Below are 20,761 nucleotides of genomic sequence, written 5' to 3' on the forward strand. Positions count from 1 at the left end.
ACCCATGAAAGCCGGCGGATCGGCTTTTACAGGACCGACCCAGCGGTGTCCTTCTGCTCGCCCGGCCGCTCTATCCGGGGGCAGGTGACAGTCGTTCCGACTACCCGGGCAGGGTCTTGGCGAGTCGGTCGAACGATTGGAGCCTGGCAAGCATTTCGGGCATATCCTTTAGCGGCACCATATTGGGCCCGTCGCTTGGCGCGACATCGGGATTTTCGTGGGTCTCCACGAAAAGCGCAGCCACTCCCACGGCAACCGCGGCACGCGCGAGCACAGGCACGAATTCCCGCTGCCCCCCCGATCGCTCGCCTTCTCCTCCGGGCTGCTGCACCGAATGCGTCGCGTCGAAGACGATGGGGAAGCCGGTCTCGGCCATGATCGGCAGCGAACGCATGTCGCTCACCAGCGTATTGTAACCGAAGCTGGCGCCGCGCTCGCATAGTAAGAGCCGCTCGTTCCCGGTGGCGACGACCTTCGCGGCGACGTTCTTCATATCCCACGGTGCCAGGAACTGGCCCTTCTTGATGTTGATCGCGCAGCCTGTTTCGGCGGCAGCGACCAGCAAGTCGGTCTGGCGACAGAGGAACGCGGGAATCTGGAGCACGTCCACGGCCTCGGCCACCGGAGCGCACTGTGCGGCATCATGAACGTCGGTGATCACCGGGCATCCGAAGCGTTCGCGGACTTCTGCGAATACCTCCAGCGCCTTGTCCAGGCCAATGCCGCGCGGCGATCCGATCGAGGTGCGATTGCCTTTGTCGAAGGATGATTTGTAGATGAGGCCGATGCCGAGCGTTTCGCACATCTCGTGAAGCGCAGCAGCCATCTCGAGAGCGTGAGCGCGGCTCTCCATGGCGCATGGTCCCGCGATCAGGACGAATGGCCTGTCGTTGGCAATCTCCAGCGCGCCTACTGTTACGGTCTTCATCGCTGTCACTCCTCAGAACGTCCCACACTCGGCGAGGATCTCGCCGATGTCGCGACCGCGCGCCGCGTACATTCGGATCCGCGCTTCATTGCTCATCACGTCCCAGGCGGCGGCTTCGACTTCGTCCCAGCGCTCTTTCGGAACGACAATCACGCCATCTTCGTCGGCAAATACGATGTCGTCGTTGCAGACCCGTACCCCCCCCATTTCGATCGGGCGGTTCATGGCTCGGACAGTGCCTTCCAGCTTGATGTCGTTGCAGTTGCTGGCGCGTGCATAAACCGGGAAACCCAGGGCCCGGACATCGGCGGTGTCTCGCGTCGCTCCGTCGATCACGGCGCCGACCGCGCCCGAACGGACCGCCAAATTGGCGTTGAGATCCCCGAAATAGGCGCGGTCTGGCACATCGGTCGCCACCATGATCACGTCCCCTGAGCGTACAAACCGATAGGAATCGAGGGCGTTGTAGATACCCTTCCAGGCATCCGGTGGGTCGTCAGGGCCAAGCCGACGCAGCTCCAGCGTCTTGGCCCGGCCAAGCAGCTTGCCGCCACTGGTGGGGCGAAGACCGGGTGCAAGGACCGCGGGAATAGCCAGGTCCTTGCAGATATCCGCTAGGACTGTCGAAGAAAGGTGCGAGATCATTGCCCGAAATCGCGTCACTTGCGTCGCGCGCTGGCCGGCTGCGACGGTCTCGGCGATGATGAGATCGGAACCGCGATTGATGTCGATCTGCTCGATGGGATCGAGGTCGAAAAGGATCGGCCGAGAACCGTAACGGCGCGTCGGAACTCCGCCGCTTGCGGACCGGCGCACGATGTAGAGGCTCATGGCCTCGATGACCGTCGCGGGCAGATCCACACTGTTGGGAATGCGGCCGGTGCCATAGGCAGGCGCGCTGCCGTCCCAGCAATATTGCTTTGCACGGGTAACCGCCACGAGGCTATCGGCGGCCGGATCGGCCAGCAGTGCCTCGATTGCGCGCGAAATAGTTGCGGCAGAGACGAAGGGCGCTGTGCACAGCAGTTGAATCCAGACGTCCGCGTCGGGACGCTGGCTGCATTCCCAGGCAAACATTTCATGACCGTCGGTAGCGTTGCTGGCGAGCGCCGCAGGGCGCGCCAGCCGCGAGATCGGCAGGTCGGTCGCCAAATCAGCCAAAGCATCGGACTCGGTGTCGAGGCACACTTCGGTGACAGCAGGGCACTCGAGCGCCTGACGCAGCTTGCGCTTGAAAAGATAGTCGCCGTCGAGGACAGCGATATTCTTGTCGGGAATCCGCTCGCTATGGCCCTTGGCGGGTACGAACACGACGATATTCATCGGTCAGCCCTGCAGCAGATCATTGGCGTGGAGCATGCCGCGAAGCCTGCCCGCTCCGTCCACGACGGGCAGAACAAGCCAACCGGCGGAACCTGCGCTTTGGATCAGCAGAGCGTCGCCGACGTTGGCTTCGATCCCGATCACCCGTGGGCTGGGCTGCATGATCTCGCCGGCGGTGGCAGTGTGCACAGCGCAATTAGCCTGAACGTGCCGACGCACATCCCCGTCGACAACCAGCCCGAGCAGGCGGCCATCCTTATCGACCACGCAAGCGGCGCCCATCCGTTTGCTGGACATCATCGTAAGCAGATCCACGAATGAAGCCGAGGGTGCGAGCTTGGGCAGATCGTCGCCTTCGCGCATGAAGCTGGCGACCGGAATCATCTGACGGCCGAGCAGCCCTGCGGGATGATGACGAAGGAAATCCTCCCGCGTGAAGCCACGCGTCCTGCTCACCGCGACCGCGAGCGCATCTCCGATCGCGAGATGCAGTGTCGTGCTCGATGTCGGTGCCATGCCGATGTGGTCCGCTTCGCGCGCGACCTCGGCTGGAATAAGGTGGTCGACCGCGCGTGCCAGCGGTGACTCGGAGCGCCCGATGATGCCCACCAATGTGCAGCCACGGGCTTTCAGGGGTGGGACGATCCGAACGATTTCGTCGGTGGAACCGCTGTTCGATAGAATTATGACAACGCTACCCGATTCCACCGCACCCAGATCGCCGTGCGCTGCTTCGGCCGCGTTGACGAACAGCGCGGCCGTGCCGAGGCTGGAGAACGTCGCCGCTAGCTTGGCAGCGACATGTCCCGATTTGCCGACACCGAGCAGAACAATCGGCCTTTCTTGCCGGGCAAGCAGCGCGACGGTCTCGGCCACCGCGGCGAAGCTTCCATGCAGGAAGCTCGACAGCGCATTCCGCTCGGCCGCGATAACATCGCAGAACCACGCGGTCGCCAGATCGGGCGAGGCCGGAGATATGGCGGTCAGTGCATTCATCGGTTCACCTGTGACGCTGCATCGAAGCGCGCGAAACTCTGCTCCCAGCGAGCGGGGTCGACGGGGTTGTCCAGTCGGCCAAGCAGTGCCGCCGCCGAGAGATCGGGATCGTTCGGATCGAGCAGACTGTTTGCGATATGGAACGCAAACCATCGGCGGGCGTCGCCGCGATCGGCCGCGATCGCGCTACCTTGTGCCACGGCGGGCAGGAAGCTTGCGAGGTCCGCATAGGCGTTGAGCCATTCACCGGTCTTGAACCGCGACCGCCGAAGCATCGGTGTGCCGAAGAACGCCGCGGCCGAATAGACCTTGGAATCGCCCACCATCATCCCGTCAGCGTCGCGCGCCAGCAGCATCGTGGTATTTTGGCCAGTTGGGTCGGTCCGGGGGAGCAACTTCATTCGCGAACCATGCAAAGCAACCTCCGCCTCGAGAGCGCTGTTGTCGACATGCTGCTCGTTGAGCGGATGATTGGTGATCGCCAGGAAGAACGAATCGTCGATGCTTGCAGCCAGTTCGGCGATGAGGCGATGATTGGGCACTGCGCCAATGCGGTGCTTCGTGAAGAAGTTCTCCTGATGCTCATATTCGAGCGGGAGTGCGAGGATGGGTCGGTCGGTGGGGAGCGCCGCCCATTTTTGGAAAGTGTTGCGCATCTCCCGGCTTGGCTCAGCGAGACATGCCAACGAATTCCATACCGGTGCGATAAGACGATCAAGCTCTGCCCATTCGGCTGTGCCGAGGTCGGGCAGCAAGCCGTGATCGAAAGGTTGCTCCTGCAGGACGATCCAGCTGGGAGGAAACGACAGCGGCGATGCACCGCCTTCCGCCATGTACCGCACGACGCCCGGGAACTCCCGCACCGTGTTGCAGTCTGCCGAGCGAGACAGCACATAGTCCGGCGCCAGGTTTCTGACGAATTCGACGATGCCGGCACGCTCGACGGCGTCTGTCCGCATGGTTGGGTGATTTTCGTCGTCCGCGATGTGCCACGCTATCTGTGGCAGATCCGCGCAAGCCGCGAGCTCACGGTTGCCGATCCCGGTGCCGCGCCACGGAACCGGTACCAGCACGTGCACTTCGTGGCTGCTCGCCATGCAGCGGATGATCGGTTCGACGATATGGTCGAACCACCAGGGCGTGATCACCGGAAGGTAGAAGAGAATCTTCACGCAAATCCCAGCTTCAGTGTGAATGTCGCATCGTTCGCGGCTTGGGCGGGAGTAGCGCTTGAACCGCGCAAGCTCTTCGGGCCCATCCCGCTCGGCGTGCGATGGCTACACACGTCTTATAGAAAGGCCGTCGCCCGCGAGGAGCGCTCGGTGGGAAAAAATTGCCTAGTGCGGCGCGATACGGAGCGGATCCTTGCGGACCATCGCGCCAGCCCGGTATGTGCCGCTCACTGTGACCCGTGCCCGACGGAGTACCGTCCGCTGGTACATCCCGGCGCAGGCTTGTCGGCGGCGCAAATTATCGCAACGATCGGCGCATCGGGATCGCTCGCCTGCCACCCGGCAAGGGACAGCCGGGCCCGCAGGGTCATTCCCTGTTGAGAAGCGCAGTCTCGAACTGCCCCTCGGTATCCACGCAATTTCCAGCGTCGGCTTCGGAGAATGCGTCGGCCTTGCGGCACAGCCTTGCGACAAACCGGCCCGCGACCGAAGCTACGCCATCCTCGAGCGAAAGCGATTCCACGATCACCTCGGTTTCGGTCTCATTGCCTTCGTTCATGAAAAAGGGAGCGCTCATTCCCTCCGGAAAGTAGGACACCGCCGCCTCGCTTACCGACGCCGATGCATCATCGCCCATCAGCGAAATATTCACCGAAAACACATTGTGCATCATGCTCTCAGCAGCGGGATCATGCGCCTGAATGGTCAGCATGGTCATGGGCCCGATCGCCATGAATTCGGCCGTCGAGGTTCCCTCCGACGGCATATCGAGCGTTTCGCCGCGATAGGCGCTGCCATCGATCATGCCGACGATTTCGCCAACGCGCTGCTTGTCGATCCGGCCGCCGAGCTCGCTTTCGGTCCGGTCTTCGGGGCTCGACGGCGAACACCCTGCGGCCAGGATACAGCCAAGCAAAGCCATAGTGCAGGCACGGAATCTCGATAGAGGTTTCATCTGGGGCGACCTTGCGTTTGAGTGCCTAGGGAAATGACCAGCCGTCGTGTTCGATGCGGAATATCCGGATTGGCGCGCCGGGCCGTTCGGGGTCGGCGCGCAGCCTGAAGACCGCGGTGTGCGGCTGGCCGAAGTTCACGATGGCGACATTCAGGGTGATCATGCCGCGCAGCATGGGTTGGTCCCGGTCGGGCTCAGGCTCGCCGACGGTACCGTCGAAATCCTGGGCTCCGTAAAGCGGATCGGCCTGAAGTGGCCGCGTCTGCATGCCCGCCACGACATCCGAGGAGAAATAATTGCCGGCATTGGCGGGAGCGAGCGGTTGGGGCCCACCCATTCTTGCCAGATCGGCGGCCTCGTAGAGCGCGCGGACAAGATCCTGCGCGTGCGCGATCAGGTCCTCGCCCGCCACCGCATTCGGTCCAATCGTCGGCGAATCCACTGGCTCATAGCCGTCTTCGACCAGGAAGCGCTGGAGCACCCAACCGGCCTTGCTCAGATCGGCCGAGCGCATCAGGCACCAGCGCGGCGGAAGCGCGTCGATCTGCGCCTGGCTCAACGTCTGATACGACGCCATCAGCAGCAGCGGAACGCAGGTGACCTGGTGGAGACCCCGCTCGTCATGCGCGAAAGTGTCGATGATGAGATATTCGGTGCCTGGCCCCATCCTGGCGTTGAGCGCATCGTCGGCTGCGACATCGTGGACCCGCCAGGCATCGGGACCATGCCCGTCGATCTCCGCTTGAGCGGGGAATGGCAGCAGGCAAAGGCCGAGCAGGGCCATAGCGGCCGATACGATCCCGAATACGGTGTCGCCAGTGGTGCGCGATCGAGCTTTTGTCATCGTCTTCCCCCATGACTGACCGTCCCATGACGGTCGGGCGAACCCAAAACGGACCCTAGGGACGGATCGTAGCGGTCTTGCTATCGCTTGGCGCCGAACCGCTTCGGCGCCTGCATGCCAAGGTAATGCCGCAGCGAACCGATGCCGTTAATAGTGCAAATGCCCCATCGGCGGCATTTCGCAGTCAGGATTGGTCGCGGCTGATGAGCGAGGCGAGCGCCGCCTTGTTCGAGACGCCGAGCTTTTCGTAAATCCGCACGATCTGGTTGCGGACCGTCGATGGTGCGGTGCCGAGTTCGCGCGCGACCTGTTTGCCGCTCAGCCCCGAAGCGAACAGCTCCGCCACCTGGCTTTCGCGCCGCGACAGTCGCGTCAGGACTGAAACGACCGACAGGTGGACGAAATACTTGCTGCCAAAGGGCGACATGCGCGCCCTGACCGTGTCGCCTTCCCACCGGCCCGCCCGTCGCAGCGATGCCATCGCCTCGCGCGGGATGCTGGCGACACGCCCGCCCCACGCGTTCTGCGCCAGATCGCGAAACGGGCCCTGCACCGACAGGATCGTGCCATCATTGCCTACCAGCGCCACGGCTTCGTGCTCCAGCGTATCACCCTGGCCCCACAGCTCCCGGTTCACCCGCATGGCCTGCGACAAATGGGGCATCAGCATCTGCTTGAAGGCACGCTGATCCTCCGTGAACTTCCAATGCCGGTCGGCGGCGCAAAGCCCGACAAAGCTGACGTAACCGTCCGACTGCTCGGACACGATGGTTGCCATCATCTGCGATGCGCCGAACCGGCGCCAGTGCTCGTTATAGGCCATGTCTGCGCGATAGTTCGGGACATCGTCGAACCGCGCGGTGGTGCCCAGATTGCCCAGCGTGATATCGCAAAAGGCATCGCGCTCGGCCACGGACTCCCACTCACCCAGAACGGCGGGGCTCTGATCGAGCACCGTCAGGTCGGTGACGAGGCGGCCATCCGCCAATCCACCACCCCAGACGGCGAAATCGAATGGCACAATGTCCTGCAGGTTCCTGAGTACGCGACGGCGCAGCTCGTCGGGTCCGAACTCGCTCACATCATGGTACAATTCCAGAAGAAAATCGCTGAGCTGGTTCGGTTGATCGTTGAAACTCACGCGCCCCCCAGCTGTTGCTCCACCTCGTTCGCGGGCATTCTTCACTATGGGACGAAAACGGGCAACCCCAGTCTTTCAGCGTAGGTCAAGATGCCCGGCCTGCTCGGGCTGTACTGAGTTTGTCCAGACTGAATGCATTGAATTTCAATAATTCGATAGCATTTCGCGCCCCTTGGACTGACCCTCAATGCGACTGCTGCGCCCGGCGTTCGGATCGATCCGAGCGTATCGGGCCGTGCTTGTTTGCCGGACCGATACCGCAGCGTGCCGGTGTCCGTAGAGCAAATGCACTATTTCATGCGCACCCCGCACAAGGAATACCGCGACCCTTGGGTGCAATCCGTGGGGGAGCCGAAAAATGAACCAGCCGGGCCAGAACGAAGAAAAATTCAGCGCGACCGCTGCAGCATCGCCCGAAAGAACGGGCGAAGTTCCTGGAGCTACAGTTCATGAAACGTCACGCGAGACTGCGCAGCTCGGTGAGCGAGTGAAGAACATTTTGCTCAGGCCCACCGCCGAATGGGAGCGGATCGAGCGGGAACCGGCATCGATCGGCGGGCTCTATATGCGCTATGTCGGGCCGCTCGCCGCAATCCCGCCCTTGGCGACGCTGATCGGCACGCTGGCATTTGGCTATCCGGGGTTCCTCGGGACCTATCGCCCGACTTTTCTGGAAGCGGTGGTGTCAGCCCTTGTCCAATACGGGCTGACGCTGGTCGGGGTATTCGTACTGGCGCTGGTCATCAATGCGCTGGCCCCGCGTTTCGATGCCCGACCGGACAAGGTGCAGGCCTTCAAGGTCGCGGCCTATTCGGCAACCGCGGCATGGGTGGCAGGCATTTTCAGTCTGCTGCCCGCCCTTTCGATCCTGTCGATCCTCAGTCTTTACAGCCTCTACCTGCTCTATCTCGGGCTCCCCCGGCTGATGCAGGCGCCCCGGGAAAAGGCTCTTTCATACACCGGGGTCGTCGTGCTTGCGATGCTGGTCGCGGGTTTCGTGATCGGGGCGATCTCCGCTCCGATAGCGGGCCAGCTGGGCGGTGCCGCGGGGCCCGGCGGCGGTTTTGCTTCTGCGATCGAGGACGGCGACGGGACGGGCGCTCCCGGGACGATCGCCCTGCCCGGTGGAGGCTCCATCGATCTTGGCGCGATGGCGTCGTCGGCTGAGAAAGGCGGAGCGGTCGAGGCCGCTCTCGGGGGCAGTCCGGCGGCACCGCTCGATCAGAAGTTTCTTGCCTCGCTGCTGCCCGAAACCGTGGCGGGCCTGCCCATGACCGAACGCCAGAATGCCTCGCTGGGCACCGGCATCGGCTCGAATGCCCAGGTTCGCTACGGCAGCGGCAACACCTCCATCGAGCTAGAGATCGTCGATATGTCCGCGCTCGGCGGAATGGCCGCCATGGCCGGCACCATGGGGATGGAAAGCGAGAGCGAGACGGCAACCGGTTACGAACGGACCGGCACCGTGAACGGCCGATTGACGATCGAGAAATGGGACAGCGCAAGCGAGCGCGGCACCTACAGCGTCGTCGTGGGAAATCGCGCGATTGTGAGAGCGGAAGGCCGGGGTGTCGATATGCAGCAAATGAAATCCGCCGTGCACGGCATCGATTTCAGCGGGATCGAGCGGGCAGCGAATGGGGACTGATGTCCGCCTCCGATCATCCCCTTTTCCGCGTCATTGCGACGGCCAATTCCTGCGCTGGCGCGTTGAAGCCTTGGCGGCACTGAGAAAAAGGGGGCAATGATGAGCCAGGATGACGACGACGACAAGAGCAGGCTAGAGCGGCTGCAGCTTGCGCTGGTACAGACCCAGCAGGCGGCGCTACAGTCCGGTCAGCGGATCGTGCTGGTACTCGAAGGCCGCGACAGCGCGGGCAAGGATGGTTCGATCAAGCGGATCACCGAATATCTTTCGGTGCGCGCCACTCGCGTGGTGGCGCTGCCAAAGCCGTCAGACCGCGAGCGGAGTCAGTGGTATTTCCAGCGCTATATCGAGCACCTCCCCGGAGCCGGCGAGTTCGTGATCTTCAACCGCTCGTGGTACAACCGTGCCGGGGTGGAGGTGGTGATGGGGTTCTCGCCGCCCGAGGCGCAGGCCGCTTTCCTCCGCGATGCCCCCGATTTCGAGCGCATGCTCGCCGAGAGCGGGATCAAGCTGGTCAAGCTTTGGCTCGACATCTCGAAGGAGGAGCAGGGCAGGCGGCTGGACGCGCGGCGCAGCGATCCGCTCAAAGCGCTCAAGGTGTCCGATATGGATCGGGTGGCGCAGGAAAAATGGAGCGACTATTCGGATGCGCGCGATACCATGCTGACGCGCACGCACACCCCGATCGCGCCGTGGTATTGCGTCCGCGCGGATCGCAAGGTTCCCGCTCGGCGGGCGATCATCCAGCACATATTGAGCGAGGTGGCGCCAGCCGAGATACTGCAGGACGTGGCGCCTCCCGACCCCGAAATCCTGTTCCCCTTCGAACTGGCGGCTCTGGAGGACGGGCGGCTCGCGCCGTGAGCCAGGCGGCGCGCATTCCGTGGCTCCCGGAATCGAATTTCCCGGCGATCTTCCTGTGCGCGGGCGCGTGGATCACCGCGGTCGGGCACGACCGGCTCGACGGCATGAGCGGGCTCGGCCACGACGAAAGTTAGCCTGCGCGAGATACCGGGCCGCCAGTCGCGCACCGCGGTCGGCACATCGCAATGCGGGCTAGCTTCGAGACACGGCTTGCGCCGGCTTCAGCTAGCCGGGCCGGTCGGACCGGCGGCTCCAGCTCGGTTCAGGACTTGCGCTTCTTGCGCGCGGCGTATTTCGCGTCGCGAGCGGCCTTGCGTTCGGCTTCGGTCGGCTCGGGCTTTTCGCGCTCGGCCTTGGCCTCGGCGCGCTTCTCCTGCTCGATCCGCTGCGCTTCCTCGCGCTCCGCCTTGATCGCTTTGCGCTTGGCCGCAGCCTTGGCTTCACGCGCCTTCTGGCGTTCGGCACCCGCGGCGAGTTCGGCTTCGTCGGGCTTGGGCGCGGCCTTCAGCTTTTCCAGCGCGCTCTTCTTGGCGCGGGCCGAGGCGGCTGCCCGGTCCTGAAACCCCGGATCCTTGAAACCCTTCATCGAAATTCGCTCCTGAATGCAGAAAGTGTGAATGCAATTGGTGAAATCCGGCCCGTTTGCGGTGCGCTTTCGTGTTCGAAATGGCACTCGCAGGACCGGCCTGCGAGGCCGTTAGGGCATTTTTCGCCGGATCGCCACTCTTGTGAACATCACGCAGGGTTGCGCGGTTCCCGGAGCGAAGGCTCGAACCACACCATCGGTTCGCCCGCCGCCCACGGCTCGACCCGCAGCATGATCGCGCCGAAGAGGTCGGATGCGAGGTGACGGTCGAGCCAGTGGCGCAGGCGCGCGAGCGGCTGCGCGTCGAACCAGGCCCGATCGACCGCGACGAATTGCCGCACGAAGGGCAGGATCGCGGCGTCGCTGAAACCGCGCGCCTGGCCGCCAAGCTGGTCCCGCCCAGCCAGCCGGGCGTCGAGAACCTCGAGAAACGCCGCCCCTTCGGCGCGGTGCGCCGGCGCATCGGTTCCGTCGCGTTCGGCGTATTTGTAGCGGTCGAGCGAGCGCTTGAAGGGCCCGTCGCAGCTGGCGATCAGATCGGCATCCGCACGCGCCAGCCAGCCCTCGGGGTCGTTCCGTGCCAATGCCCAGCGCATGATATCCACGCTCTCCTCGAGCACTGTCCCGTCCGCCAGCACCAGCACGGGCACCGTCCCCTTGGACGAGGCCTCGAGCAGGCTCGGCGGCTTGTCGCGCAGCCGCACCTCGCGCAATTCGCAGCGCGTGCCGCTTATCGCCAGCGCCAGCCGCGCGCGCATCGCATAGGGGCAGCGGCGAAAGCTGTAGAGCACGGGGGCGGCTGCATCCGTCATCGAACCGGGCTCCCGGTCCCGCGCGTCCGGGGGCGAGCGGCGGCCGCCGCGTTGAGCGCGGCCTGACGGCGCCGTTCGCGCAAGGTCGCGCGCTGCTCCTCGCTCCGTTCGCCATGGCACGCGGCGCAGCTCACTTCCGCCTCGTAATGCGGGGAGGCTGCATCCTGCGCGCTGATCGGACGACCGCAGGCGAGGCAGGCGTCGTGGCTGCCGGGCGCCAGCCCGTGCCCGATCGCCACCCGCTGGTCGAAGACATAGCATTCGCCGCGCCACAGGCTGTCCGCCTCGGGCACCGCCTCGAGATAGGCCAGGATGCCGCCTTTCAGATGATAGACCTCCTCGACGCCCTCCTCCTTGAGGAAGGCGGTCGATTTCTCGCAGCGGATCCCGCCGGTGCAGAACATCGCCACCCGGGGCTGGCGGCCCGTGCCGAGCAATTCCTCGCGCTTGCCGCGAAACCATTCGGGAAATTCGCGAAAGCTGCGCGTCGCGGGGTCGATCGCGCCTGCAAAGCTGCCGATCGCCACCTCGTAATCATTGCGGGTGTCGATCACGATCGTGTCCGGGTCGGCGATCAGCGCGTTCCAGTCGTGCGGGGCGACATAGGTGCCCGCAGCCGCGCGCGGATCTATCCCGGGCTCGCCCATGGTGACGATCTCGGGTTTCACCCGCACCTTCATGCGCTCGAACGGCATGGCGGCGGCGGTGGACAGCTTGACGTCGAGATCGGCGCAATCGGGCAGCGCGCGGATATGCGCGAGCACTCGCGCGATGCTGTCCGGCGCTCCGGCGATGGTGCCGTTGATCCCCTCCGGCGCGAGCAGCAGCGTGCCGCGGATGGCCTGCTCGGCGCACAGCGCCTCGAGCGCCGCGCGCAAGGGCTCGCAGTCCTCGAACCGCGCGAAACGGTAGAGCGCGGCCACGGAGACGGGGGCCGGTGAGCGGGGATGGGCGCTGGGCATCGCAGGCCCCATAGCGCCAGACCCGCCGCGCGTCAGCACCGATCCATCCCCGGCAACGGATCCGCAGCACTGCCGGGCTTGCACCCGCGGCAGCGACAGGCGATATTCATCGCTCCATCACTAGGGGCTGCGGCCTCCACGCAAACACGGGCAGGACGAAAGCGCTATCTCGGTCGTCGAACACAGCGCTCCCGAGCGAGAGGCCCGGCGGTTCGCGCTTCCGCGCCTGCCCGAGATGGTTCCGCGCCGCGTGGCCGCGATCGCCGCCGCGCTTGCGATCGAGCTGCTGATCCTGTGGGTGTTGCTAAGCCTCGGCGTCGGCGGCGGGGCAGGCACACCCTCGACCACCAGCGTCACTACCTTCGACGCCAGCGAGGCCATCCGCCCCGAGGCGCAGGAGGAGGAGACCCCGCCGCAAGCCCCGCAGGCGGACTCCGCCGCCCCCACCGCACCGCAGGACCCGTCACCCGCCACGCCGCAACCGGCCAGCCCGCTGACGCTGCCGCCCAGCGCCCTGCCGCGCGAAAGCCAGGTTTTCGTTCCGCCGGCTCTGCCTCAGCCCGAGGCCACACCCGAAACCCCCGCACCGCCATCGCCCCCGCGCGCCACCGCGGTCATCCGCCCGGGTGCCGAGTATGGCCCGGCCAACCGGCCCCGCGCCGGCGCGCCGGACAGCGAGGTGGTGGGCGCCGCTCCCGATGGCTCGCCGCTCTACGCCGCGCGCTGGTATCGCGAGCCGACCAATCAGGAGCTCGCGGGCTATCTCTCCGCCGCGCGCGGGCCGGGGTGGGGGCTGATCGCCTGCAAGACCGCGCCCAACTGGCGGGTCGAGGATTGCGTGATCGTCGGCGAGAGCCCCGCGGGTTCGGCCATCGCCCGCTCGGCGCAGGCCGCCGCGTGGCAATTCCAGGTCCGCCCCCCCCGGGTCGGCGGGTCGTACCAGGTCGGTGCCTGGGTGCGGATCCGGATCACCTATGCGATGCTGCCGGGGTAGGGCGGCCATTAGAGCGGCCAACGGGGCGGCAAAAGCGCCTCAGCCCTGCTGGCGGATTGCCACGCTCACCGGCTTGCCCGTGGCATCAGGCACCATTAGCACCATCGGGGTGGAGGGCGCCGCGCCCGTGGCGCGCATCCGCTGCTGCCCTGCCACCAGCGCGTCGTAATATTCCTCGCCCGCGGGCTCGTCGTTCACCGCGAGCACCGGATAGTCGCTCCGCCCCACCGGCCAGTCGATGACATCGGTCGCAGGCTCGTAATCCCCGTTGCGGTCGAGATAGGCCACCCCCTGGTTGAGCGTGACGACATTCTCCAGCCCGGTGAAGCGGTGCGCGACCCCGCGCGGGATCACCAGCGTGCGATGCGCGCAGGGGCTGAACCGCAGCGCCACCTGCGCATGCAGCGTCGCGGAGCCGCGGCGACAGTCGACGAACTGCACCTCGACGCTGGCATCGTCGCTACCCAGGAAGGTCAGATGGTCGTCCTGCCCCAGATGGATGCCGAAGGCGTCGTGGGCATAGGGCGCGGTGCCGTGGTCGACCATGTAATAGGGGCGGGTTTCGAAAAACGGGCGGATCCCCGACGCCGGGCCGCTCTCGACATAGGCGAGCTGTTGCCAGTGCAACCCCGCGATCGGCGGGATCGGCTCGTCGCGCGGCTCGACCCCGCGCTGCGCGCGTTCGCTGATCTTGAGCTTGCGCGGGCTGCCCGAGGCATCGCGGGTATCGACCGTATAGGCGTGCGAATGCGCGAGATGCGCCATCCCCTCGCGCTGGCGCTCGGCCAGCAGGCGGTAGAAGACATCGGAAGCGGGGCGCGCATTGGGATGGAACCGCGGCGCGCGCGGGCCTTCGGTCTCGGCCGGGCCCTTAGTCTCACTCTCCGCCGTTTCCGCATCGGCGACCGAGTGCGGCACATTGACGATATCCGCATCCATGTCCCACTCCTGTTCGCCCGCCGCCCAGCGTGCCGGATCGGGGAGGTACACCGCGTAATTGTTCACCGTGTCGATCTGTTCGAGCCCGTCGAAATCATGCGCGACCCCGGGCGGGATCCGCAGCTCGTATTCCGAACCGGGCGCAAATTGCACCGTCAGCCGCCGCCCACCGGTGGGCGAACCGGCGCGCAGATCCATGAACCGTGCGGTGATGATGCGATCGGGCGCGCCGAGGAAGGTCAGCCGGTCTTCCTGCCCGAGATGGACCCCGTAATGGCCATAGCTGAACTTCTCGCGCCCGTGGAACACCACGTTGAAGCTGCGCCGCGTGGCGACGGGCACCACGAACGACTGGCCTCCGTTGGGTAGCCGCCAGTTGCGGCTCCAGCGGAGGCCAGCGATCGCCGCGAGGTCGGGTCGGTCGGTCATGATCCGCATCCTCATCCGCGCTTTCATCGCTTCCGGCGGCCCTAGCCGAGCACCTCGACATGGTGGCCGGCCGAGCGCGCTTCGCGGATCAGCGTCTCGAGATCGGCATCGGGGAAGCTGGCGGAGAAGGCGCTGACCGCCGCCATCTTGATGCCCGCCACCGCGGCGGAGATTTCCCGCCCGACCGCGCCGCGCTTGGGATCGGAGGTCAGGTAATGGATCATCAGGCTCTGCAGCGCCTGATCGCCCGCGACCGCCTTCTTGCCCTGCGTGTCGATCAGCCGGGTCACCGCGACATCGAACGACCCGTCGGCCTCGTCGGGCAAGTCGCGATAGAGCGACGACAGGAACTTGCGTCCGTTTTCCTTTTTCATGACTTCATCCTTCCATAAAAGCGGAGCTGGATTGGGACACGAATTAGGCAAATGGTCCCCGACTCGTCCGCCGTTACTGGGTGCCATACTTGGGGGTGTTGGCGGGCAGGGGGATAGGTCCGAATTGGAGATATAGGTTGGGGCGGAGGCGCGCGGATGGCGGAGTCTAGGGTGCGAGGGTGCCGCAAATTGCGCGGGCAGTGGCAAGCCAGTTCAATTTGGGCTGACGTTGATGGCAGCCAGTCAGCAAACGCCCCAGTTTGCGACATTCGCGACAAGAAGTTCGTTCCCCGAAAGCTACCATTCAATCGGCAACACCTTAAGCGCGGGAATTGGGCCGATTGCTGACAGGCAGGTTTTGGCAACTGTAGCTATAAAAGCTGCTTTTCATGAACCGACCCTTGGTGGGCCAGTTCACGCCGCTCTGTTTTGGCGCCTACGGAACGACTTAATCGGCGGAGGATTGTGTTCGGAAAGGAGACAAGCCGATGATGGCATTGATTACGCTTATTGCTACCGTTCTGTTGCCGCCGCTTGGCGTTGCGCTCAAGCATGGGTTGGGCAAGACGTTCCTAATCAATCTAGTCCTTACGATAATTCTGTTCATTCCAGGGTTGGTTCATGGCATCTATGTCAATTACATGCGTTGAGAAGAGGGGCGGCGAGCGCTCGTTCGCATCCCTAAAAACGGCTATGTCTGTTGCCGAGATACGGCCCTGATAACGATTGCTTGTAAAAAAATTCGCGTAAGGTCCGGAATTGGGCCATTTACCGACTGTCCGCTTTTAGCTTGCTGCTATCGAAAGCCGATATTCCGCTAACGACCCAGTAGCTGCCACGGGGTGAACTCCACTGCATACTGAAACCTGCCACTCCCTCATGTTATACGCTTCAGCAGGTTGCGGATCGGGAGCAGATTATCCGCTTCGCGACGGTGCAAAAAGAGAGCAGTCTCCAGCGGCTTCCTCCGGTCGATAGGCCCGAAAAATTGTGCTGCGGAAGTTTCGCGCATTGAGCGAACTCTGTGTGAGGCGGCTCGCCATGAATGGCTCCGAAAGGCAATTGAACACATGAAAATCATTAATTTTCCCTTAACCTTTTGGCGATCTCACGTTAGCCTCGCAATCGGGTTAGGGGGCGATTCGTCACTGGTCGTGCTCTCTTCGTAAAAACATTGGGGGACTGCATGATCAACAACACCGCACTGCGTCACGGCCTACTGGCTGCGACTTCCGCCCTAGTCCTGTCGCTGCCGGTCGCCGCTTCGGCGCAAGACCGTGTCGCGCCCGTCGTCAGCGTGAGCGGACCTGCCTCGGCCTCCGTTGCCGACTTCAGCGTAGCGCCGGACAGAGACCCGGATATCATCACCCGCGATGACATCAGCCCCAATGTCACGGCGCCGGCAGGCAGCCTCGACAGCGGGGTCACCGGTGTTGGCCAGATGGCCGTTCGTGCCAACCCCGCCACCTTAGGGCTTGGTTTGTGCACCGGAACATTGATAAATCCGCGCACCGTCATTTTCGCAGCTCATTGCGTAAACACGCGTGCAGCCGCCAGCTATGGCCAGCCAACCGGCGGCGTTCCCATTAGCTTCGGCTTCAATGCGGACAATCGGCCAGCTTTGCTACAATGGCTGGGCCTGAATGGCGGGACACTTTATGCGAGCAATCCGGCTCTCAACATCTATAACGTGGAAGACGTCTGGTACGATCCGCGTTCGCTGGACCTCGGCCCCGGACTAGGCTTTTTACAGGCCGATATCGCCATCGCTACACTCGATACGCCAGCCTTCGACATCCCGACCTGGGCAATGCTGTTTACCCCGCTCGACGGGCAGGAACACACTACGATTGTCGGTTATGGCGGGCGCGGCACCAACGCTTCCGGTAATATCGGCATCGATTTCCGCCGTCGGATCGCAGAAAATTATGTCTCGTTTCTCGGATCGCTCGACGACCTCGACGAAGGTATCGGATTTGGTTCCAGCGGCCAGCTGCCGCAAAACCTTTATTTCACTGGGTTCACCGACCCCAGCGGCGTATATGATGTGAACCAGCTCAAGCTGGACTTTGGCATCTTCGGTCCTGGCGACACTTCGCTGCCACGGGAAGGCACGACCGCAGGGGGAGATTCCGGTGGCCCGCTGGTCCTTGATGAAAAATACGATAAAGACGTAATCCTCGGGGTTCTTTCCGGCGGCGGCAGCATCTTCGGGGCTGCCGCTTTTGGCGATGCCTATGGCAGTTACAGCTTCTATCAGCCGCTCCATGCCTTTTGGCAGATCATCGTCGCCAACAATCCCTATGTCTACGCGACCACCAAGGGGCAAGACGGACAGTGGACCGATCCGGACCACTGGATACAGGCAATGGACCCGAACTACCTTGTCGCCCTGGATGGCGAACTCATCAACCGCCTGCCCGATGCTCCCGGCGCAGAAATAAGCGCCGATGGTGCGAAATACGGTGAGGTCTGCGGCATCGAACTGGTGTTCCCCTTTCCCAAGGCTGGCTGCACCGAGTTTGAGCAGGATGCAATTGTCGGGGCAACCGGGCCGCAGTTCTTTGTCGAGGGCGGACCGGGCACCGAGAACTTCGTGCCGAACAACATCACCGCCAATCCTCAACAAGGCATCCGCCCGCGCTATTTCGATGTGACGCTCAGCTCGGGCAAGACCACCCTATCGGGCGCGGACATCGAGATCGATCGGTTGACGCTCGACGGGCCGGCGATCCTCGATATCAAGCGCCAAGCGGCTCTTCGATCATTGGGTGATTTCACGCAAATCGCCGGCTGGACCAATATCGACGGTTTCCTGAGCGCCAACGAAGCGTTCCAACTGACCGGCTTGATCACGGGAACCGGCACCTTGCGGGCGCCGTTTTTCACTTCGGTTGCGGGGGTCGTGGCACCGGGCGGAGCGGACCAAATCGGCACCCTCACAATAGACGGCAATGCAATTTTCGCATCGGGCGCAGCGTTGTTTATCGATGCCGGTCGCGCCGGCGCGGACAAATTGTCCGTTACCGGGACGTTATCGCTGTCCGATCCGAACGACATCGCCGGCACCGGCGCGTCGCTCGTCTTCAACAAGGCCAAGGGCGCGGCGCCCCGGCATGGGCAGTCTTTCACTATTGCCAGCGCGGCTGGCGGGATCGAAGGGCAATTCGCAAAAGTCTATTCCTTCCAAGGCGTTCTGCGGCCGGAGCTCACCTACACCAGTGACTCCATAAATGCCGAATTGCGCGCCGGAGCGCTGGTAGAAATCATCGGTGGGAACGATCCGACCGCCCGAGCCTTTGCCAAGGCTCTCGATACGCTCCGCGACGGCTCATATGATGCGCTCTACAACCTGTACGGCAGTATCGACCTGATGGATGGCGCTGCGCTGACGCGGGCATTGAGCAGCCTGGCACCGCGCTCTCCGGAGCAGGGGCGACAATTGTTTGAACGCCAGGGCAATACCTTGTTCGGTTCGGTGACCGACCGGCTTTCGATGATGGGGACGCAAGGCTCGGGCACGCTCAGTGTCGTTGGCGCGCCGCTGGGTGCCATTGACCGCGATGGCATGAGCCGCGCGACACAGCTCGCCCAGGCCGGTTTTGCCGGGCTTGCTCCTGACCGTCAGCAAGTCGCGCTACCCGAAGGCATTTCGGGCTTCGTCACGGGTGGCGTGTTCGGCGCGAAAGACCTCTCCTTCTCGGGCGACCGGATCGAGGACGGCGCGCGGTCGACCTATATCGGCATGGGTCTGGAACACGAGGTTGCGCGCGACTTCGTAGTCGGCGTCGCCGCCGGTCATGCCAGCGGGCTGAGCGCCAATGGCAACGACCAGGCTCGGTCGCGGCTGGATCAGGCCTCGGTCTATGGCAGCTACAAGTTGGGCGGCGCAGCTTATGTCGGCTTTGCGGCGAACATGGAGCAGGCCAAGATACGCACCAACCGCACCGGGTTCGGTGCGGAGGGCGGCGTCGGTCTATTCGGGCAGCAGGACGCATCGCGCATGATCGCCTTGACCGAAGCCGGTGTGAATCTCGGCGTCACCCAGGGTCTGACACTCACACCGCGCGTGCAGCTCGGCTACAGCCGGACCAAACTGTCCAATCTCAACGAGCTGGGCGGAGAAGCAGCGCTGGCCATCGACGACATCACGACGCAACGGGTCGATGCCAAACTGGGGCTGAAACTGGCTGGTTCGCAGTCGCTCGGCAATGGATGGACCTTCGTCCCGCAGATCCAGGCCGATTATGTCCGCCTGCTTGACGGCGCGAACAGCGGGTTGGATGTCCGCTTCGCGGCTGCCGACCATGTGACTATCTCCTTGCCGTTCGCCAATGGCGACAGCAATTGGGGCGAGCTCAAGGGCGGTCTCGCCATCAGCAAGGGCCCGGTGAAGTTCGGCGCGGGCGTCGAGACCAGCGTTGGCCGCAGCGAATTGCGCAACGACCGCGCGGTGGTGGATATGACATTCCGCTTCTGAGCCGATAAAACCATGACACGGGGCTGCCGGAGCAATCCGGCGGCCCTTTTTCATGCCCGCAGGAAGCCGGAAGGGTTGCAGAACCTAACCGCAGCGCAAGGAAAGTATGACATCCGCTCCATCAAGCTCAATCGTTAGCCGGTCGGACTGGTAATCCATCGAGATTACTTGGCCCGGTCGCACCGGGCGCAACGAGGCAGCACCGCTCGCACTCAACAGCGTAGTCTCGCTTGCTGCGTCAAATTGTCGCCCAATCCATTCATGCATGGCTTCGCCGTCGCAGATCTCGAATGCACCGGAAAATCGTTCCGTCGGTTCGCGCGGATTCACCGATCCGCGCAGAGGAGGCGCGGTTACCGCTGTACCTGCACTTGGTCCATTCTGCGCCTCAACGTCCGCCACCAAGGCGATATCTTGCACACAAGCAGTTATAAGCATCGGCGCGAGGGCGCACGAGATAAAACGGAGGATCATCTTGCTACACTACGCCGTCTGTATTGACTCGTCCACCTTACCTTGCGCCACCCTCATGTATCGCTGTCCCTAATTTCCGGACTAATCGGGCGACCCAACGCCTGGCAGATTATCAGCCAACACCAAAAATCTATTAGACTAAACAGAATATTGTTTAAAGCTTTGCGTAAGGTTTAATTTCGGTAGTTTTCGGGTTAGCTTAATTGCGCAATGAAGGTCTCATAATTGGCACGTAGCTGCCGAGCGAGCTGAACAGCTAAACGTCTTGTTACCAAGTCTAACCTCCTAAAAGCGGACCGGAAGCTTTCCACCCCAACAGCGGACCTTCATCAATCCGCCCCCCAAGCCCGAAACCCGCCCCTCCTACCGATCCACGCCCTTCGCCTTGCCCCACTGCCGCGCGGCGGTGTAGCCGAGGTAGCCGGTGCCGAAGAGCGCGTAGAGCGGCTCGGGAAGGCCCGCGAGATAGGCGTTCATCCCCGCGGCGATATCCTTCGCGGTAGCGGGGGAGAAGGCGGCGAGCACGCCCATTGGCAGCGCCCAAAGCAGCAGGACATAGATCACGTAGAGGAACGACGGCCGCGCGCGGCTGGTCCAGGGGTCCTCCGAGCCCGCTTCGGCGACGATCGCCGCCAGCCGCGCCTCGATTGTGCGCAATTCCTGCGTTCCCTCCATCTGGAGCAATTCCAGCTTGGCGCGGGCGCGCGCCTCCTTGTCGGGGATCAGCTTGTCGAGCAGCGAGGCGAGCGGACCGATGAGCGTTTCTACGAGTGCCATGCGTGGGTTCTCCTTCCGATTCGCCGGAAGTGTGAACCATATTGGTTAGTGTAGGAAAGTGAA

General features: G+C 63.6%; 20 protein-coding genes. 6 read left to right on the forward strand and 14 right to left on the reverse strand.

The window, feature by feature from the left end:
* Nucleotides 1–100: 100 nt before the first annotated feature.
* The 7 genes from kdsA to A9995_RS11680 all read right to left on the reverse strand — a co-directional run bounded on the left by kdsA (nt 101) and on the right by A9995_RS11680 (nt 7,359).
* A complete protein-coding gene (gene kdsA, locus A9995_RS11650) occupies nt 101–928 on the reverse strand; it encodes a 3-deoxy-8-phosphooctulonate synthase (protein ID WP_199797262.1) in 828 nt (275 codons plus the stop codon).
* A gap of 12 nt (nt 929–940) precedes the next feature.
* Nucleotides 941–2,251, reverse strand: coding sequence for a cytidylyltransferase domain-containing protein (locus A9995_RS11655; protein ID WP_067613151.1), 1,311 nt, complete (start codon nt 2,249–2,251; stop codon nt 941–943).
* Between the two features lie 3 nt (nt 2,252–2,254).
* The gene (locus A9995_RS11660; RefSeq protein ID WP_067613153.1) at nt 2,255–3,247 is read right to left on the reverse strand and encodes an SIS domain-containing protein; all 993 of its coding nucleotides are present in this window, start codon (nt 3,245–3,247) and stop codon (nt 2,255–2,257) included.
* A complete protein-coding gene (locus A9995_RS11665) occupies nt 3,244–4,419 on the reverse strand; it encodes a hypothetical protein (RefSeq protein WP_067613156.1) in 1,176 nt (391 codons plus the stop codon). Before A9995_RS11665 ends, A9995_RS11660 begins: the two co-directional genes overlap by 4 nt.
* A 367-nt stretch (nt 4,420–4,786) precedes the next feature.
* Nucleotides 4,787–5,374: a hypothetical protein gene (locus tag A9995_RS11670; protein ID WP_233998190.1), complete on the reverse strand. Its 588-nt coding sequence runs from the start codon at nt 5,372–5,374 to the stop codon at nt 4,787–4,789.
* A 25-nt stretch (nt 5,375–5,399) separates the two neighbouring features.
* Nucleotides 5,400–6,218 carry a hypothetical protein gene (locus A9995_RS11675; protein ID WP_145916923.1) on the reverse strand — a complete coding sequence of 273 codons (819 nt, stop codon included), beginning with the start codon at nt 6,216–6,218 and terminating at the stop codon, nt 5,400–5,402.
* 184 nt (nt 6,219–6,402) lie between these two features.
* The gene (locus tag A9995_RS11680; protein ID WP_067613161.1) at nt 6,403–7,359 is read right to left on the reverse strand and encodes a helix-turn-helix transcriptional regulator; all 957 of its coding nucleotides are present in this window, start codon (nt 7,357–7,359) and stop codon (nt 6,403–6,405) included.
* Nucleotides 7,360–7,717: 358 nt separating this feature from the next.
* On the opposite strand from A9995_RS11680, the gene A9995_RS11685 reads away from it, so the two are divergent.
* From A9995_RS11685 to A9995_RS17085, 3 genes are all read left to right on the forward strand, one after another.
* On the forward strand, nt 7,718–9,007 hold the full coding sequence (locus A9995_RS11685; protein ID WP_082992677.1) for a Yip1 family protein: 1,290 nt from the start codon (nt 7,718–7,720) through the stop codon (nt 9,005–9,007).
* Between the two features lie 99 nt (nt 9,008–9,106).
* Entirely contained in the window at nt 9,107–9,871 is a 765-nt protein-coding gene (gene ppk2, locus A9995_RS11690; RefSeq protein WP_067613310.1) for a polyphosphate kinase 2, read from the forward strand.
* A complete protein-coding gene (locus tag A9995_RS17085) occupies nt 9,868–10,005 on the forward strand; it encodes a hypothetical protein (RefSeq protein WP_168157393.1) in 138 nt (45 codons plus the stop codon). Before ppk2 ends, A9995_RS17085 begins: the two co-directional genes overlap by 4 nt.
* A gap of 128 nt (nt 10,006–10,133) precedes the next feature.
* Here A9995_RS17085 and A9995_RS11695 read toward each other — a convergent pair whose 3' ends face one another.
* From A9995_RS11695 to A9995_RS11705, 3 genes are all read right to left on the reverse strand, one after another.
* Nucleotides 10,134–10,457, reverse strand: a complete 324-nt coding sequence (locus A9995_RS11695; RefSeq protein WP_067613164.1) for a DUF6481 family protein — start codon at nt 10,455–10,457, stop codon at nt 10,134–10,136.
* Between the two features lie 149 nt (nt 10,458–10,606).
* Complete coding sequence (locus tag A9995_RS11700) at nt 10,607–11,269, reverse strand: glutathione S-transferase (RefSeq protein ID WP_067613166.1); 663 nt, start codon at nt 11,267–11,269, stop codon at nt 10,607–10,609.
* Nucleotides 11,266–12,231 (reverse strand): rhodanese-related sulfurtransferase, encoded by a 966-nt coding sequence (locus A9995_RS11705; RefSeq protein ID WP_233998191.1) that lies wholly within the window; start codon nt 12,229–12,231, stop codon nt 11,266–11,268. Before A9995_RS11705 ends, A9995_RS11700 begins: the two co-directional genes overlap by 4 nt.
* Nucleotides 12,232–12,466: 235 nt before the next feature.
* Between A9995_RS11705 and A9995_RS11710 the strand changes: the two genes are divergently transcribed.
* Nucleotides 12,467–13,225, forward strand: coding sequence for a hypothetical protein (locus A9995_RS11710; protein ID WP_067613170.1), 759 nt, complete (start codon nt 12,467–12,469; stop codon nt 13,223–13,225).
* Between the two features lie 39 nt (nt 13,226–13,264).
* Here the strand turns inward: A9995_RS11710 and A9995_RS11715 are convergent, their stop codons facing one another.
* Nucleotides 13,265–14,593, reverse strand: a complete 1,329-nt coding sequence (locus tag A9995_RS11715) for a dTDP-4-dehydrorhamnose 3,5-epimerase family protein (RefSeq protein ID WP_168157394.1) — start codon at nt 14,591–14,593, stop codon at nt 13,265–13,267.
* A gap of 41 nt (nt 14,594–14,634) precedes the next feature.
* Nucleotides 14,635–14,967 carry a hypothetical protein gene (locus tag A9995_RS11720; protein ID WP_067613174.1) on the reverse strand — a complete coding sequence of 111 codons (333 nt, stop codon included), beginning with the start codon at nt 14,965–14,967 and terminating at the stop codon, nt 14,635–14,637.
* A gap of 488 nt (nt 14,968–15,455) precedes the next feature.
* Here A9995_RS11720 and A9995_RS11725 point away from each other — a divergent pair, with 488 nt between their 5' ends.
* The gene (locus tag A9995_RS11725) at nt 15,456–15,617 is read left to right on the forward strand and encodes a YqaE/Pmp3 family membrane protein (protein WP_233998192.1); all 162 of its coding nucleotides are present in this window, start codon (nt 15,456–15,458) and stop codon (nt 15,615–15,617) included.
* A 536-nt stretch (nt 15,618–16,153) separates the two neighbouring features.
* Complete coding sequence (locus tag A9995_RS11730) at nt 16,154–19,447, forward strand: autotransporter outer membrane beta-barrel domain-containing protein (protein WP_067613176.1); 3,294 nt, start codon at nt 16,154–16,156, stop codon at nt 19,445–19,447.
* An 84-nt stretch (nt 19,448–19,531) separates the two neighbouring features.
* Here the strand turns inward: A9995_RS11730 and A9995_RS16100 are convergent, their stop codons facing one another.
* Nucleotides 19,532–19,921, reverse strand: a complete 390-nt coding sequence (locus A9995_RS16100; protein ID WP_082992678.1) for an I78 family peptidase inhibitor — start codon at nt 19,919–19,921, stop codon at nt 19,532–19,534.
* Between the two features lie 363 nt (nt 19,922–20,284).
* A complete protein-coding gene (locus tag A9995_RS11735; protein ID WP_067613178.1) occupies nt 20,285–20,698 on the reverse strand; it encodes a holin family protein in 414 nt (137 codons plus the stop codon).
* Nucleotides 20,699–20,761: the final 63 nt, after the last annotated feature.

It is taken from the genome of Erythrobacter sp. QSSC1-22B (assembly GCF_001678665.1).
GTDB lineage: Bacteria > Pseudomonadota > Alphaproteobacteria > Sphingomonadales > Sphingomonadaceae > Qipengyuania.

What these genes read in the sequence shown, in the direction of transcription:
- ppk2 (WP_067613310.1), top strand. Translation starts at nt 9,107, where the DNA reads ATGAGCCAGGATGACGACGACGACAAGAGCAGGCTAGAGCGGCTGCAG.
- A9995_RS11670 (WP_233998190.1), bottom strand. Translation starts at nt 5,374, where the DNA reads ATGAAACCTCTATCGAGATTCCGTGCCTGCACTATGGCTTTGCTTGGC.
- A9995_RS11715 (WP_168157394.1), bottom strand. Translation starts at nt 14,593, where the DNA reads ATGACCGACCGACCCGACCTCGCGGCGATCGCTGGCCTCCGCTGGAGC.
- A9995_RS11695 (WP_067613164.1), bottom strand. Translation starts at nt 10,457, where the DNA reads ATGAAGGGTTTCAAGGATCCGGGGTTTCAGGACCGGGCAGCCGCCTCG.
- A9995_RS11710 (WP_067613170.1), top strand. Translation starts at nt 12,467, where the DNA reads ATGGTTCCGCGCCGCGTGGCCGCGATCGCCGCCGCGCTTGCGATCGAG.
- A9995_RS11735 (WP_067613178.1), bottom strand. Translation starts at nt 20,698, where the DNA reads ATGGCACTCGTAGAAACGCTCATCGGTCCGCTCGCCTCGCTGCTCGAC.
- A9995_RS11655 (WP_067613151.1), bottom strand. Translation starts at nt 2,251, where the DNA reads ATGAATATCGTCGTGTTCGTACCCGCCAAGGGCCATAGCGAGCGGATT.
- A9995_RS11725 (WP_233998192.1), top strand. Translation starts at nt 15,456, where the DNA reads ATGATGGCATTGATTACGCTTATTGCTACCGTTCTGTTGCCGCCGCTT.
- kdsA (WP_199797262.1), bottom strand. Translation starts at nt 928, where the DNA reads ATGAAGACCGTAACAGTAGGCGCGCTGGAGATTGCCAACGACAGGCCA.
- A9995_RS11730 (WP_067613176.1), top strand. Translation starts at nt 16,154, where the DNA reads ATGATCAACAACACCGCACTGCGTCACGGCCTACTGGCTGCGACTTCC.
- A9995_RS16100 (WP_082992678.1), bottom strand. Translation starts at nt 19,921, where the DNA reads ATGATCCTCCGTTTTATCTCGTGCGCCCTCGCGCCGATGCTTATAACT.
- A9995_RS11675 (WP_145916923.1), bottom strand. Translation starts at nt 6,218, where the DNA reads ATGACAAAAGCTCGATCGCGCACCACTGGCGACACCGTATTCGGGATC.
- A9995_RS11720 (WP_067613174.1), bottom strand. Translation starts at nt 14,967, where the DNA reads ATGAAAAAGGAAAACGGACGCAAGTTCCTGTCGTCGCTCTATCGCGAC.
- A9995_RS11660 (WP_067613153.1), bottom strand. Translation starts at nt 3,247, where the DNA reads ATGAATGCACTGACCGCCATATCTCCGGCCTCGCCCGATCTGGCGACC.
- A9995_RS11705 (WP_233998191.1), bottom strand. Translation starts at nt 12,231, where the DNA reads ATGCCCAGCGCCCATCCCCGCTCACCGGCCCCCGTCTCCGTGGCCGCG.
- A9995_RS11685 (WP_082992677.1), top strand. Translation starts at nt 7,718, where the DNA reads ATGAACCAGCCGGGCCAGAACGAAGAAAAATTCAGCGCGACCGCTGCA.
- A9995_RS11700 (WP_067613166.1), bottom strand. Translation starts at nt 11,269, where the DNA reads ATGACGGATGCAGCCGCCCCCGTGCTCTACAGCTTTCGCCGCTGCCCC.